Origin of the sequence: Acinetobacter sp. YH12138, assembly GCF_015218525.1 — a bacterium.
Classification (GTDB): Bacteria; Pseudomonadota; Gammaproteobacteria; order Pseudomonadales; family Moraxellaceae; genus Acinetobacter; species Acinetobacter amyesii.
Genome location: NZ_CP048670.1, coordinates 1241097 through 1256181, shown reverse-complemented (window position 1 = coordinate 1256181; position 15085 = coordinate 1241097). Strand labels below are relative to the sequence as shown.

The window sequence follows — 15085 nt, the reverse complement described above, 5'->3', positions numbered from 1 at the left end:
AATATTAAATGATTGATTTGACAGTTTTAATTGATTTTTTGATGGCTATCACTTCAACTATATACGCCCAGCTTCAAAATAACTTATACGTTTACGATCAAATGCGGCATATGGATTGCCTTTAAAACTATGAAAATAGTGCTTGGCTTTTAACACGTGAGAGGTGGTATTTTTCATCCATCCTATACGCGGGTCCTTCTCTGCCAAAGTGATGCAATAGGTTTCTTTGCCACGTCGCTTGGTCTGTTGCTTGGCATGAAAAATCAAACTTGCAAATACTTCTAGATCTTCAGGATGACATAGTGGACTATGCAGCATTAAATAATCGAAAGTTCCCTGAATTTTTGGCAGTGATAATACACCACGCACACTCGCATAGGCATTATAAAAAGGCTTCATCAACTTTAATGGACGTGAATAGTCGATCACACGAGTTTGTTTGAAACTCTTTTGATTCCATAATCCGTAGAGTCCAACCAACAGATTATGCTGATCATAAATCAAATAAAAATCGTCCAGATTTAAGCCTGCCCAAAATGGATTTTGACCATCAACCAACGCATTAAAATCATAGCTAGGTAAAAAATTATAATGGTCTTTCATTTTTAAAATGAAATCATTCGCTTCATCTACACGTTCAGCAGTCAGCATTTTAAATTGATATTGATTGAAAGTTTTTGGTCTCATTGCCTGTGAAACAGTAAAGGTTCGAATTTCATCATAAAAAAATGGCAACGGAAAACCTGATCTTTCATGATGTAAAATACTAGCTGCGACAATATTGGCGTTTAAAACTACACTTTCAAAAATCGTATCTTGGGGGATTTCATCATGGACATAGTCCATTAATAATCGCATGACTTTGGCACCACGATACGCCGGATTCATTCTTAAATCGGCAACATAACGTATTAGGTCAGGCTGACCATTGATATAACAATAACGCCACCCCAAATTCATCATCGCAATCACGATAGATGGATCGTCCACAGGGACAACCACTTTTAAATCTGGTCGATTATACTGTGCATAGCTAGCAGCTAAATAACTCGGGTGACGCTCATAAGATAAGGTAATGCCATTACTTGGCACACTCTCAGCACTAATTTTCATTAGTTGCTCATCATCTTCGACAGTCGCATTTCGAACCGCAAACTTAGTCTCATTCTTTGAATGATATAGCGCCGTTTCATCGAACGGTGCATCTAACACATCGATATCCATCTCAATACTCAATTATTTTTGTTTTCATTTTCTTAAGCGGCTCAGGCTTAATATTCCCTTCAATCATGCCATTGTTCATGGCTAGTGTTTTGTAGTAGTCCCAAGCATCTTGTACATGTACAACTTCAGGTTCATCCAACTGCCCTAGATCTCGTGCCAATTCATAATGAAAATTATGTTTAAGCAAACGGTCTAGTGCTTGAGCGGAGGGTTTTTTGTCTACATTACCTTCACTGAGTAAAATATAGTGTGGTTTTTTAACCGAACATTGTTCAATACCCAAGATACTAATCGGCAAATAATCCGCTTGTTTAAACTCTGCAAGCACTTTAACTGCAGCATTGTGGTCGAGCTTTTCTCCGACCAAATCTACCGTCATTTTGCGACCTAAAAATTTGAAGCATGGCACTTGCTGATAAAAGTCTGTGACTTCTAATTCATCATCAATCACATAACGAATTAATCCTGAACCTGTCGTGATCACAGGACTAACGATATCGCCTATTTTCAGTTGCCAAGATGGCACCACTTTTTGGCTGTCCTGCAAAATAAATTCATAAAAATGTGACTGATAACTTAAGGTAAAACGCTCTGCAAATGGAATCGTTACTACGCCTTCAGTTGCCCATAAACCTTTACCTTCAAATGCTACACCTGCAATTCGTTGCTGGAGTTGTACTGCCCACTGCTCTGCGCTCGCTGTATCCCAACTCGAAACCAGACTGAGTTTAGGCCACAGTTTTTTCCACGCCGCTGCTTGGGTCAAATCCAAGTCTTGTAAGCGATAGCATTGTTGACAAGATTTAGGAACTTGCAGAAAACTCAATCCCTCACGTTGCCATTGTCCAGTTTTCAAGACCTGCACAATTTCAGCTTGATGTTCTTGAATAATATCCAACAATTGCAAAGCAAATGTAGGACTCCATACCGAAATCATGCCTAAATGCTTATCTGCAACGAGATACACCGCAGTTGCAAACATGGCATCTTCGGCTGAATTCGCCATCGCAATTTCAGTCGGTACCGACTGGGTAATTTTACTCAACACTCGCTTCGACAGATTAAGCAGCGCACTGTCATCATTCAAATTACTATTTTCTAAAAGCTTTCGCTGGCTTTCAGGCAACCATGAAACCGACCAATAATGCGTTGAATTTGTAAGTTGTGGATGAGTTCGGTATAAATTGGTGAGCCATAACCCAATAGCTTCATCCAATTCATCTAAAAAAGCCTGAGTATAGGGAATGAATTTAATTGCTTCACTCGACCCACTGGTCGGTTGAAAACGGACAATTTTTTCAGGCCCCAAACAATTTTTGCCACTTTGTCTGGATTGTTCAATTTGGCTTTTCCAATTGCTATAACGCGAAAGCGGATATTTTTTGGAAAATTGCTCATAGCTTAGATTTTGCGAAATGTGCTGCTTTAAAAAATGACTTAATTTTTTACGTTGCACATTTTCCAGCTGATTTGCCTGCTGTGTATAGCGTTGAAATGCTTTACGGCAGGCAATATTCAAAACTTGATGTGCTGTAGTGAGAAGCAATCCCATTAGGCCACCTTCGAGTCTGAACCTGTCGCAATATGCAATGTACGAGACTTATAACGTAACTTGCTGTCATGTTTACTCACACTGGTGGTCTTGGTTAAGAATCGATTTACATAACGGTATAAATCGCTCCAACGTAATTCACCAATGCACGGTAGTTCAGTTCCATCGACCCACGTTGGGTTCTTGTCTTCAAAGAAAGCAATCTTGGTATTGTTTTCGCGCATCTCATGGGTGATTGGCGCAACATCTGCTTTGAGTGGCTGGTAGTCTTCGCCAAAATTCAGAAGACCTGTTTCATGGTTATAGTATTCTGAGTAATATTCTTTACAGTACGATTCGACAAAGTCTTTGAGATGGGCATTTTTCTCACCATAATGTGGATAGTAGCTGTAGTAGTTATTGGCTAAGAGCAGATAAGTTTTAAAGCCTTTAGAGATTAAAATCCAATATACAGGGGTTCTTGGATGACGAAATTTAAAACTAATAATATAACGGAACATTGCTCGGGTTAATGCACGATTCCCCCAATACTCTTTCTCAATAATGGTATCACCACTGAAAAAAGCATGTCGGGCTTTACCATCAACAATAAAGTCACGCTCCATAACCGTCGAGAATCCGACAATTTGATTATTTTTCGGTTCAATAATGAAAAAAACACCGGTTTTTTCTAAGAAGTCGCGTTCAAAAATTTCATAACGGGTATTGGCATAATACTTTTGGTAAATACCATACATGCGTTTGAGTTCTTGAACAGTGATGTCATCTGTACGTTTATATAAACTATAAGGTTCTTTTTTGATCTGCCTAAGCAGTTTAAATTCCATCATAATCATAATTTCCTGTTGCCATTCATTCATGATGAACGAGCGATATTGTTTTTGTTTTACAGAACACAGTCATCTCGTTGGATGTGTGCGGACGTCATATTAGTGGGTGAAAATGATGAAATGCAATGAACTTTACGTATTTAAACGAAAATTACGACAAGCGTAAAATTAAAAAACCCGGCCTAAACCGGGTTTCTGTTTTTACAACTGGATGTAGCAGATTTGTGCTTTTTAGTTGAGTTTTAACTTTTCAAAAGTTAGGTGATCTCCTTCCGCTTGAACGACAATCGTATCGCCCGGTTGGAAAGCACCTGATAAGATTTTCTGTGCCAATGTATTTTCAACTTGTTGTTGGATAGCACGTTTCAGAGGACGTGCGCCATACACAGGGTCAAAACCAGCATCGATAAGTAATTCAAAGGCACTATCTTCAACCGCTAGACTCATGTCTTTATCTGCCAAACGAGAACGTAAGCGATCCAACTGAATATCCGCAATGCCACGAATTTGCGCTTTTTGTAAAGAGTGGAAAACCACCAACTCATCAATACGGTTCACAAATTCAGGTCGGAAATGTTCAGATACCGCAGCCATAACCACAGCGCGAACTTCGTCTTTCGACGGGTTTTCACCTAATTCACGAACATCGGTTGAACCTAAGTTCGAGGTCATCACGATCACGGTGTTTTTGAAATCAATCACACGGCCTTGTGAGTCTGTTAATCGACCATCATCCAACACTTGAAGCAAGATGTTAAACACGTCTGGATGAGCTTTTTCAACCTCATCAAACAACACCACACTATAAGGTTTACGACGTACAGCCTCAGTTAATACACCGCCTTCTTCATAACCTACATAGCCCGGAGGTGCACCCACTAAACGGCTCACCGAATGCTTTTCCATAAACTCTGACATGTCGATACGAATAATCGCATCATCACTGTCAAATAAGAAGTTACCTAAAGCTTTGGTTAACTCAGTTTTACCTACACCTGTAGGCCCAAGAAATAAGAATGAACCACTTGGGCGGTTTGGATCGGATAATCCTGCACGAGAACGACGCACCGCATTCGACACTGCGACAACAGCTTCATCTTGACCAACTACACGGTTATGTAAGAACTCCTCCATGTGTAAGAGTTTTTCACGTTCACCTTGCAGCATTTTCGCAACAGGAATACCTGTAGCCGCACTTACCACTTCAGCGATTTCATTTTCAGTGACTTTGGTACGAATCAGTTTTGGTTCTTCATTCACCTCGGCAACTTCTTCTTCATTCAAGCGTTTTTGCAACTCAGGAATAACACCATATTGCAAACGGCTAGCTTCTGCTAAATCACCTTCACGTTGTGCTTTTTCAAAGGCAGTACGTGCTTTATCTAGCTCAATTTGAGCCTGATTTGTGCCGTCAACTAGACGTTTTTCCGCAATCCACACTTCTTCCAAATCACTATATTCTTTTTGAACTTCAGCAATTTGTTTCTCTAGGTGCTCAACTTCAGCTTTTGAGACTGAATCTGCATCTTTTTTCACCGCTTCTAACTGCATTTTCAATTGAATTAGGCGACGATCTAAACGGTCAAGTGGCTCAGGTTTTGAGTCAATTTCCATTTTAATTCGTGATGCTGCTTCATCAATCAAATCAATGGCTTTGTCTGGCAACTGACGGTCTGTGATGTAACGATGCGACATTTTTGCCGCAGCAATAATCGCAGAATCTAAAATTTGCACACCATGATGGGTTGCATATTTGTCTTTTAGACCACGTAAAATCGCAATGGTATCTTCCACACTCGGTTCATCAACGATCACTTTTTGGAAACGACGCTCTAGAGCCGCATCTTTCTCGATATATTGACGATATTCATCAAGTGTTGTCGCACCTACACAGCGTAGCTCACCACGCGCTAATGCAGGTTTAAGCATGTTACCAGCATCCATTGCACCATCGCCTTTACCTGCGCCAACAAGCGTATGTAGTTCGTCAATGAAAAGAATAATCTCGCCATCATATTTGGCTAAATCTTTTAGAACTGCTTTGAGACGTTCTTCAAATTCACCACGGTATTTTGCACCTGCAAGCAATGAACCAAGGTCGAGTGAAAGTACACGTTTACCTTTCAGACTTTCAGGAACTTCGCCATTGACGATACGCTGTGCTAAGCCCTCAACGATTGCTGTTTTACCCACACCAGGCTCACCAATCAATACCGGGTTGTTTTTGCTACGACGTGATAAAACCTGAATGGTACGGCGAATCTCTTCATCACGACCAATAACTGGATCTAACTTGCCTTCTAATGCACGTGCATTGAGGTCTAAGGTATATTTGTTGAGTGAATCACGTTGATCTTCGTGGTTATTACTCATGACTTGTTCACCGCCTCGTATTTGTTCAATCGCTTTGCGTAATTTATCTGTCGTTACGCCTACACTATTTAATAAGGTTTTGGTTTTACCCGTTTCAGCTAAACCGAGAATCACCCAATCTGTAGAAAGAAACTCATCTCCAGCTTTTTGAGCAAAACTGTCGGCTAAATTCAGCGCCTTGACTGCTTCAGGATTTAGGTTGATGTCCCCTGTAGGCGTCGCAATAGTGGCGGTATCCTGTAGGGCTTGCTGAAGTTTGGTTTTTAACTCAGGAAGATTAGCACCTGCCTGTTGTAACAAGTTTTGGTTCGACGGCTCTTCAAGCAATGTCGAAAGAATATGGATTCCTTCAATGGCTGTATGGTCTTTCCCCATTGCTAAAGATTGGGCATCGGATAATGCTTGCTGCAAACGGTTTGTGAATTTTTCGAATCGCATTCTTGTTATTCCTCACAACAAATTCTGTACTTGAAGCATATATGGGAGTCATATTTAAAATTTCAAATACATTTTTTAAATATTTTTCAATGAGTTAATTTTAAGATAAAGATAAATCTCAATTATAATATTGGTATAAATTGAATACTTTTCAAGTCAATTATTGAAGAATTTAGTACTTTATTATGTTATTTAAATACAAATGTATTTTTAGGCAATTTTCTTGTCAACTCAACTGACTTTCTGACAATAAAATTCAATGATTTTCCACTAGCTTAAATCACGTAAATGTCAAAAAAGCCCACATTTACATGCAGGCTTTTACATAATCCACTGAAAAGTTCAGCTTAAGGTGCAGGATTTGGCTGCTGGCGATGAATATCTTCAATCCCTTTTAGAATGTCTTCTGATAAATTCACATCAAACGCATCAATATTTTCTTTCAACTGATCTAGATTCGTCGCACCAATAATTGTACTGGTGACAAAGAATTGCTGCTTAATAAATGCAAGTGCTAACTGTGTCAACGTTAAACCATGCTGTTCAGCCAATTGTGCATATTGTTCTGTTGCCCATTCACTCTCCGCATTTGAATAGCGGCTAAAGCGTGAAAATAGTGTCACTCGAGCATTGGCAGGACGTGCACCATGACGGAATTTACCTGTTAGATAACCAAATGCTAAAGGTGAATATGCCAATAAGCCCACGCCTTCGTAGTGTGCAATTTCAGATAAACCGATTTCATAAGTACGATTCAACAAACTATATGGATTTTGCACACTGACAATTTTTTCTAAACCATGCTTTTCTGCAAGTTGTAGGAATTTCAACGTTCCCCATGGCGTTTCATTAGATAGTCCAATTGAGCGAATTCGACCTTTTTTCACCTCATGACTTAAAGCAACTAATGTTTCTTCTAAATTGGTAATAGTTTGCGTACTGTTTGCTTCGGCATTGCCATAACCCAATTTACCGAAAAAGTTGGTTGGACGTTGCGGCCAATGCAACTGGTATAAGTCAAGATAATCTGTTTGTAAGCGCTGAAGAGAATGATCCAGTGCAGACTCAATTTCCGAAGCAATAAATTTAGTTTGCCCGTCACGAATATGACTACCGCCTTGTGACGGTCCTGCAATTTTTGAAGCTAAGATTATTTTATCGCGGCCACCGCGAGCTGCAATCCAGTTACCTATAATAGTTTCAGTCGAACCTTGGGTTTCAGGTTTCGGCGGGACAGGATACATTTCTGCAGTATCCCAAAAGTTAAGACCACGCTCTAAAGCATAATCCAGTTGCTCGAAAGCTTCTGCATGGGTGTTTTGTTCACCAAACGTCATGGTGCCTAAACAAATTTCTGGAACTAATATGCCTGTATGTGCCAATGGTTTAAATTGCATGCCGCAAATTCCCTCTTTATTTTAAATATCAATATATAAGTCACGAAGTAGCTTACATAAGATATCGGCTTTGTTTAAATCATAATTTTCTGTTTATTTGTCAAAAAATGTGAGAAAGGTTGCTTCCGCTATAATAGTGAGAAATGAATGGACATAAAAAAAGCAAACCCCTGAGTTTGCTTTTTTTAGATTCGGAAGACTGATTATTCTTCGTCGTCGAAATCGTCAGAAGCCAATTGGCTTTTCTCTTCAAGCGATGCATCAAAAATTAGAATCGCTTTACCATCAGTTTCGATCATGCCTTGCTCTTCAAGTGTTTTTAGAACACGACCAACCATTTCACGGGAACAACCCACGATACGACCAATCTCTTGACGAGTAATACGAATCTGACGACCATTCGGCAAAATCATTGCCTCTGGTTGTGAAGATAAATCAATTAAGCAACGTGCAATTCGACCTGATACGTCAATAAACGCAAGGTCAGTTACTTTACGCGTCGTATTTTTAAGACGGCGTACAAGCTGTGCAAATACCGCATAACTTAAGTCTGGGTATTGTTTACTTAATTCATGAAAGTTTTCATAGGTAATCTCAGCAATTTCACATACATCTCGCGTACGCACTTCTGCAGTACGCTGTGCATTTGCTTCGAATAGACCCATTTCCCCAAAAAAGTCACCCGCATTTAAGTACGCAACCACAATTTCACGCTCATCATCTTCGCGTAAAATGATAGATACTGAACCCTTAAGAATTAAATACAAAGATTTAGATTCTGAGCCCGCATCAATGATTGTTGTACGTTTTGGGTAACGATTAATATATGCACGTTTTAATAATGCCTTCACCGACTCAGGTAACTGCCCCGGAGATAGCGCATCTGTGCTAAGTTGTGAAAAGTTTGAAGTCATGCTAACAGTTTCCGAATATGGATAATTTATAGATCGCACAAGACCTAAAGTGAACTTGTCACACGTAAGAGTTGAAATTCCTTATCAACTCAATTTATGTTAGTGTACAGGTACTGCGTAAATTTATAGCTTTTTTTAGGGACTTGCAATGCAAACTAGTGTTCATTGGCTAGAGAATGTTGCTTTTGAAGCAAAAACTCAAAGTGGTCACACTGTTATGATGGATGGATCACAAGAATATGGCGGTGAAAACCGTGGTCCGCGCCCAATGGAACTGATTTTAACAGGACTTGGTGGTTGTGCATCTTTCGATATTGTGACGATTTTAAAGAAAGCACGCCAAGACATTACTGATGTTCGTTGTGAATTAAATGCAGAACGTGCCGACACTATTCCTGCTGTATTCACTAAAATTCATTTGCACTTTGTAGTCACTGGTCATGGCGTGAAGGAAAAGCAAGTTGCAAAAGCGGTTGAACTTTCTGCTGAAAAATACTGTTCTGCTAGTAAAATGCTGATGGATGGTGGTGTAGAAATTACCCATGACTTCGAAATTTTAGAAACTGAAGATGCATAATTTATTTGTTCAATTAAAAGCCGCATAGAATGCGGCTCTTTTGTTTCAAACAATCCGCTAAAGCACACATTGTATCAAGCACTACTATATATAGTCATAAATGCAGATATTTGAGCCAAAGAAGTTTGGCTTAATCACTTAAACAACCAATATCCAAATTGATGTATTTGCACATAGATGCATTTACACCCAATTCCATCTCATGATTATTTTACGACTCAATCCATATGAATCTATTCAAGCCAAATACGATTGAAAACGATTGCGAATAACACCTTACATATAAGTAGATTTGATTCAACTATAGTCTTAATAACACTTTAATTAGGGTGTGTTGACACTTTTAGCTTAAAAAATAGCGAAGTAGTAAAATCAAATCGCCAAACCTAATTTACTATTCGCTATGCCTCGTACCATGCTGACAGATCAACACTGGCAAAAGTTGAAAGTTATTCTGCGTAATTTATCCATTCACCACAGCTCAAATTTACGCAATTTTATTGAAGCTATTCTCTATAGAATTAGAACAGGCTGTCCGTGGCGAGATATTCCTTCTTGTTTTAGTCATTCAAACTCTATTTTCAAACGTTTTAATCGTTGGTCAAGCAGCGGTAAGTTACTTAGATTATTTAAATTACTAGCCTCATGCCCCGATATGGAGTGGATTTTTATTGATGGCTCTCATGTACGTGCTCATCAACATTCTGCCGGCATAGCGAATCAATCTATTTCTAAAAGTGTAGGAGGAAACTCCTCAAAAATACATTTGATTGTTGATGCACATGGCAATCCTATTGATTTCATGATTATCGATGGAACCATACATGATGTTAAAGTTGCACCTGATTTAATATCAATATTAGATTTAAAAGAGACAAAAGTGGTATGCGCAGATAAAGGCTATGATTCAGAATCACTGCGTGAACAGATCAGGAAAACAAGGACTAAAGCGAATATACCAAGGAAAACGAATAGCAAATCGAACAATGACCATATGGACTGGTATTTATATAAAATCAGGCATTTAGTTGAAAATATGTTTTGTAGATTAAAGCAATTTAGAGGAATAGCTACTCGATATGACAAGCTCAAAAGGAATTATCAAAGTTCTGTTGCTTTAGCCTGTATATTTTTATGGCTACCTTTATAGGGTTAATTATGAACAGTAAATGTCAACAGACCCTAATAATTTCAGATAAAAAAAAGCAGAATCATTTTGATTCTGCTTTTTGAATTTGGTAGGTTTAACCAGATTCGAACTGGTGACCTCTACGATGTCAACGTAGCGCTCTAACCAACTGAGCTATAAACCTAGAATGCGTAGAATCATATTCATTTTTATTTTTTATGACAAGCCCTTTTCTGACTTTTTTAAACTTTGCGTACAAGTTTTAAGCAAAGCCTTAAAATATTGAATATCATGAGAACTTAGCGCGGTACCTACATAAATTTCCTGCTCAAATAACTTGATGGATTGTTCAAATGAACGTCTTTCATGTTCAGGTACATTTTCAGCCAAACGTTGTAACCAATGCCGAAAACTTTCAGAAGTCAATTTTTGCTGGCTCAAGGGTATATTCTTAGCAAACTTGGCAATTTCTCTTTCCAGAGAGCTTAGGCTTTTTCTTTTTTTCCACAAAATCCATATAAAATATAATGCAACAACTCCACCAATACTCAATATAAGAATTAAACCACCTGCATAAGCAGAATTTACCCCGAGCTTTTTAAACCATTGTTGCTGTGATTCTGCATTGTAACCCACCACTTTACTCTGCCATTGGTAACTCGCATAATCACTCCATACACGGACTTTATTCAACATCGAAAATTGTTGATAGGCCCAAGTCGACTGCTGACTCCCAAAAATTGTCCGATCTTGTTCCATATAATCCTGCATCCCCCCATCGATACGCTGCGGTGCGATCATGGCCGTCGGATCAATACGACGCCAATGTTGATTGACATAAACCTCTGTCCACGCATGTGCATCGAGCTGACGAACCTCCCAACTTTTCCCATCTGGTGCTAATTGCCCCCCTTGATATCCCACGACAATACGCGATGGTACGCCAACATAGCGCATCAACATTGCAAAACTTGAAGCAAAATGTTCGCAAAAGCCCTGTCTTGATCCAAATAAAAAATCATCTATCCGATTTTGCCCCAATACACCTGGGCTTAAAGTATATGCAAAGCGATTTTGTTTATACCATTGCAAAACTTCGGCAATATAACGCTCAGGATTTTGACGACTTCGCTGCCATAAAGTTTGGGCCAATCGTTGTGATTGAACATCCAAGTGTTCAACATAGCGAGTGTTTAATTTTTCAAGTAGAGCCACATTTTTTATTTGTGGCGGCTCTGCATTTCCTAACCATTTCAGTTGAATCGGCTCTGTACGTGCTGTTAATCGGTAGGGTGTAATTCGACCATCTTGACCTAAAGCAAAACGTGCTTCATTGGGAACGGATTGCTCCAACGACATAATCCACATCACAGTTGGGTCGGCAGCCAAATATTGATAATTCAATGTCCGCTTGGGTTTTAAATCGGCTGGATTCAGCTGTATAACGTTCTGGTTAAAAAAATGACTTGTCCATTTAGAACCATCATATTCATCTAAAGCCATCGCCCGCCAATACAGCTCTGTACGTGGTGGCAAGGCTTGAATATCTCCGATTATACGAAATGCCAAGCTACTCGACTGTGATAACTCAGCAATATCGCCAGGAGACATGCTGTCACTGATTCCTGTTGTGGCTTTATTTTCAGGAATAGGAATGTGCCATAGCGGTGGTAGGCGTGGAAAAAAGAGAAACAGTAAAATAAAAAATGGAACAGCTAAGGCAATAAATTTTCCCACATGCCCAATATCTTGTTTAATCGCTTGTACTTCACCGCCTGAGTTTTGGCTAAAACCAACGGTCTGTAAACGGTATAATCCAATAAAACAGCTCAACAGTGCCAATAAAATAACCAGTGCCATGGCGAAAGACTGGCTAAACAGAAAGCTACTGGCAATCACAAACATCGCAAAGTTAAATAGAATAATTACATCACGACGTGTTTTTGTTTCTAAAGATTTAGCAAATAAAAATGTACTAAGTACTGTAACCCCTGCATCAACACCAATAAAGGTTTTATGGCTTATGTAAATGCTGAATAAAGCTATCAATGTCAGCACATAGGTTAAAATTTTAGAAAATGGTTTTTTACTGGCGCGGGTATTGTGTAATAAAATAAGCCAAATGACTAAAAATACTAATGATGTCACCACTGGTATATAAAGCATTTGCGCAATGAGCACCAAAGCTAAAGTGAGTAGTATGGAGCGGCTTATGGTATTTTCAATCATAAATCAAGCCTGCGCCAATAACCGTTTAGCTTCGGAAAAATGCAGTGGCCCATTGCCTGAGGACAACTCAGAATTAGGTAAATACAGTGCATATTGATCGTGATTTTGCTCAGCCTGCTCGACCAAACCCATCATAAGGCTAAGTTTTTCTTCATGACTTTGAGTTGGCATATGGTGATAATGAATCTCCAATTTCTTTAGATCTTCATATTGTTCAAAGACTTTCACATATAAACCTTGTCCTCGTGCTGCTTGTTTCCAAGACACCGCATGAAGTGAATCCCCCGTCTGAAAACTCCGTAATTCGCGAAATTCATCAAGATCAGGTTCAAAGTTTTGCTGTTGTTGCTTATTTTCAACGGAATGCCAACTGGCTTGAGGTGCAACCCACACTGGTTGCTGTACGTACAAATACGTCCAGGCCCGAACCAAACCAAAGGGATAAACACTATAAATTTGTATAGGTGGAATCTGAAAAACACCGCGTTGGCTGGTTGTAAAATTTAATTGAAAGCAATGCTGTTGCGTATTGAACAATAATTTATGTAGCTGATTTTCAGTTTTAATCCACAAATATCGCGCCTGCTCGCTCTCTTGTTTGAAGTAAATTTCGACCGAGAGCAATTCACCTACTTGCGGTGTATCAACAACATTTATTTGAATCTGCAATGCATGAAGCTGTTTAAAAGTAATATAGAAACTAATACACAATACGGCGCTAATTAAAAAGCAAAATCCTAAAATCAAGTTATTGGCATAATTCACACCTGCAATAAAGGTGATGAAAATTAACACCAAATACAAGTAGCCTTGCTGATAGATAAAGATCAAGACGTCTTTTTGGGTCAGCTGTTTATGCTGATCAATTTTAAATCGACGTTCAATCCATTGCTGCCACATTGAAGCCAAGGTTCAACTCCTTTATTGAATCGAAACTTGTTCTAAAAGCTTAAAGGCTTCAAGATCTGACAGCCCAATTCGATGAGACACTACCGCTGTAAACACCGCTTGCACATCGTCAGGATTCACATAATTTCGCTGATCAATCAGCGCATAGGCTTGCGCAGCTTTCTTTAAGGCTAAAACACCACGCGTAGAAAGACCATGTCTCCCTTTACGTGTTTCAGCAGCAAGATCCAAAATGTAATCCATTAAACGATCACTCAGATGTATCTGCTCGACAAAGCCTTGTAGTTGTAAAATTTCGGCTTCGTTAAAAATATTTGCTAATACTGCAATCAGATCATGGCGTGAAGTTTGTTGAAGCAATAATTTCTCTGCCTGACGCGATGGATAACCTAAAGACAACCGCATTAAAAACCGGTCTAGCTGGGACTCAGGCAAAGCATAAGTACCACTTTGAAATAAAGGGTTTTGTGTCGCAATCACCCAAAATGGTTGAGGCAAAGCATATCGTACACCATCGACCGTCACATAACCCTCTTCCATGGCTTCTAATAAAGCACTTTGGGTCTTTGGACTACAACGGTTGATTTCATCTGCCAATAATATTTGGGTAAAAATTGGCCCAGATTTAAACTCAAAATGATGTTCTTTTTGATTAAACATGTTTACCCCAATCACATCACTGGCCAGCATGTCATTGGTAAATTGAATCCGTTGAAACTTTAAACCCGCCAAATGTGACAAGGCGCTAGATAATGTCGTTTTTCCTAAACCAGGTAAGTCTTCAAATAGCACATGCCCGCCTGCCAATAGACAAGCTAAAGCCAATTTGGTTTGCTGCTTTTTATCCAAAATAATTTGGTTAATTTGTTCGAGGAATGTATTTATTTTCGGGTAAAAAGGCGCAAGGCTCTGCTCACTTAAAAGCGTTGATGTATTATTTTGTTGGCTTTTCTCTGATCCCCAAAACACCTTTTATTCCCCAATAAAAAAGTTAAATGAATGACTAACATACAGGTTTTTATTTAAAAATACATTGTTTATCTCCAAGCTATACCCAGTTCCATACTTTAAATAGATATCCTTGATATTTATTGAGTATACAAAAGCGTTGTTTTCGCTTCGACTGATCACAAATCAGCAATAAAAAAAGCGTCCCGAAGAACGCTTTTTATTTGTTTTTTAGCGCGAGTCAAGGCATTAGCAAGGACACTTCTTCATGTCACCACCAGCTGATGGATAACGTGCATCTACACAGTGACGATAAAATTTTTTTGCATCCATCGCTTCCAAATCAGGATGATGTTTTGCCATATGTTCCAAATAGTTTTGGTAATCTGGCACACCCACCATCAGGCGGAAGCTTTGCTGTAAACGTTGCCACAACGTCGCAATACGTGACCAATTTTTCGGGTTCAGAATTAAATCCTTCTGCGACATAATGGTCATTTTAATGATTTTATAAATCACCGTTTTTCCACTTTTTGCAAACTTCAGGTTCATTCATATTCCCCTA

Annotated in this window: 12 protein-coding genes and 1 tRNA gene; 2 read left to right on the top strand and 11 right to left on the bottom strand. The window is 39.0% G+C overall.

Going from position 1 to position 15085, the window contains the following annotated elements:
- Positions 1 to 57: 57 nt before the first annotated feature.
- From G0029_RS06025 to crp, 6 genes are all read right to left on the bottom strand, one after another.
- A complete protein-coding gene (locus G0029_RS06025) occupies positions 58 to 1224 on the bottom strand; it encodes a GNAT family N-acetyltransferase (RefSeq protein ID WP_180107505.1) in 1167 nt (388 codons plus the stop codon).
- A gap of 1 nt (position 1225) precedes the next feature.
- Positions 1226 to 2776, bottom strand: a complete 1551-nt coding sequence (locus G0029_RS06020; RefSeq protein ID WP_180107506.1) for a GH3 auxin-responsive promoter family protein — start codon at positions 2774 to 2776, stop codon at positions 1226 to 1228.
- Positions 2776 to 3636 carry a hypothetical protein gene (locus G0029_RS06015; RefSeq protein WP_227591875.1) on the bottom strand — a complete coding sequence of 287 codons (861 nt, stop codon included), beginning with the start codon at positions 3634 to 3636 and terminating at the stop codon, positions 2776 to 2778. Before G0029_RS06015 ends, G0029_RS06020 begins: the two co-directional genes overlap by 1 nt.
- 201 nt (positions 3637 to 3837) lie before the next feature.
- Complete coding sequence (gene clpB, locus G0029_RS06010; protein WP_180035308.1) at positions 3838 to 6417, bottom strand: ATP-dependent chaperone ClpB; 2580 nt, start codon at positions 6415 to 6417, stop codon at positions 3838 to 3840.
- Positions 6418 to 6764: 347 nt separating this feature from the next.
- A complete protein-coding gene (locus G0029_RS06005; protein ID WP_180107508.1) occupies positions 6765 to 7814 on the bottom strand; it encodes an NADP(H)-dependent aldo-keto reductase in 1050 nt (349 codons plus the stop codon).
- A 203-nt stretch (positions 7815 to 8017) separates the two neighbouring features.
- Positions 8018 to 8728 carry a cAMP-activated global transcriptional regulator CRP gene (gene crp, locus G0029_RS06000; protein WP_078191819.1) on the bottom strand — a complete coding sequence of 237 codons (711 nt, stop codon included), beginning with the start codon at positions 8726 to 8728 and terminating at the stop codon, positions 8018 to 8020.
- A 148-nt stretch (positions 8729 to 8876) separates the two neighbouring features.
- Between crp and G0029_RS05995 the strand changes: the two genes are divergently transcribed.
- Positions 8877 to 9305 carry an OsmC family protein gene (locus tag G0029_RS05995; protein WP_078191820.1) on the top strand — a complete coding sequence of 143 codons (429 nt, stop codon included), beginning with the start codon at positions 8877 to 8879 and terminating at the stop codon, positions 9303 to 9305.
- 403 nt (positions 9306 to 9708) lie between these two features.
- A complete protein-coding gene (locus G0029_RS05990; RefSeq protein ID WP_180107509.1) occupies positions 9709 to 10455 on the top strand; it encodes an IS5 family transposase in 747 nt (248 codons plus the stop codon).
- A gap of 86 nt (positions 10456 to 10541) precedes the next feature.
- Here the strand turns inward: G0029_RS05990 and G0029_RS05985 are convergent.
- The 5 genes from G0029_RS05985 to G0029_RS05965 form a co-directional block, all read right to left on the bottom strand.
- A tRNA-Val gene (locus G0029_RS05985) sits at positions 10542 to 10618 on the bottom strand.
- Positions 10619 to 10650: 32 nt separating this feature from the next.
- Complete coding sequence (locus tag G0029_RS05980; RefSeq protein WP_180107510.1) at positions 10651 to 12663, bottom strand: transglutaminaseTgpA domain-containing protein; 2013 nt, start codon at positions 12661 to 12663, stop codon at positions 10651 to 10653.
- Between the two features lie 3 nt (positions 12664 to 12666).
- Positions 12667 to 13572: a DUF58 domain-containing protein gene (locus G0029_RS05975; RefSeq protein WP_180107511.1), complete on the bottom strand. Its 906-nt coding sequence runs from the start codon at positions 13570 to 13572 to the stop codon at positions 12667 to 12669.
- 12 nt (positions 13573 to 13584) lie between these two features.
- Positions 13585 to 14541 (bottom strand): AAA family ATPase, encoded by a 957-nt coding sequence (locus G0029_RS05970; RefSeq protein ID WP_180107512.1) that lies wholly within the window; start codon positions 14539 to 14541, stop codon positions 13585 to 13587.
- Positions 14542 to 14769: 228 nt separating this feature from the next.
- On the bottom strand, positions 14770 to 15072 hold the full coding sequence (locus tag G0029_RS05965) for a YbdD/YjiX family protein (RefSeq protein WP_180110233.1): 303 nt from the start codon (positions 15070 to 15072) through the stop codon (positions 14770 to 14772).
- Between the last annotated feature and the right edge of the window lie 13 nt (positions 15073 to 15085).

Excerpts from the sequence above, each read along its gene's own strand:
- G0029_RS06025 (WP_180107505.1), bottom strand. The coding sequence starts at position 1,224 with ATGGATATCGATGTGTTAGATGCACCGTTCGATGAAACGGCGCTATAT.
- G0029_RS06020 (WP_180107506.1), bottom strand. The coding sequence starts at position 2,776 with ATGGGATTGCTTCTCACTACAGCACATCAAGTTTTGAATATTGCCTGC.
- G0029_RS06015 (WP_227591875.1), bottom strand. The coding sequence starts at position 3,636 with ATGAATGAATGGCAACAGGAAATTATGATTATGATGGAATTTAAACTG.
- clpB (WP_180035308.1), bottom strand. The coding sequence starts at position 6,417 with ATGCGATTCGAAAAATTCACAAACCGTTTGCAGCAAGCATTATCCGAT.
- G0029_RS06005 (WP_180107508.1), bottom strand. The coding sequence starts at position 7,814 with ATGCAATTTAAACCATTGGCACATACAGGCATATTAGTTCCAGAAATT.
- crp (WP_078191819.1), bottom strand. The coding sequence starts at position 8,728 with ATGACTTCAAACTTTTCACAACTTAGCACAGATGCGCTATCTCCGGGG.
- G0029_RS05995 (WP_078191820.1), top strand. The coding sequence starts at position 8,877 with ATGCAAACTAGTGTTCATTGGCTAGAGAATGTTGCTTTTGAAGCAAAA.
- G0029_RS05990 (WP_180107509.1), top strand. The coding sequence starts at position 9,709 with ATGCCTCGTACCATGCTGACAGATCAACACTGGCAAAAGTTGAAAGTT.
- G0029_RS05980 (WP_180107510.1), bottom strand. The coding sequence starts at position 12,663 with ATGATTGAAAATACCATAAGCCGCTCCATACTACTCACTTTAGCTTTG.
- G0029_RS05965 (WP_180110233.1), bottom strand. The coding sequence starts at position 15,072 with ATGAACCTGAAGTTTGCAAAAAGTGGAAAAACGGTGATTTATAAAATC.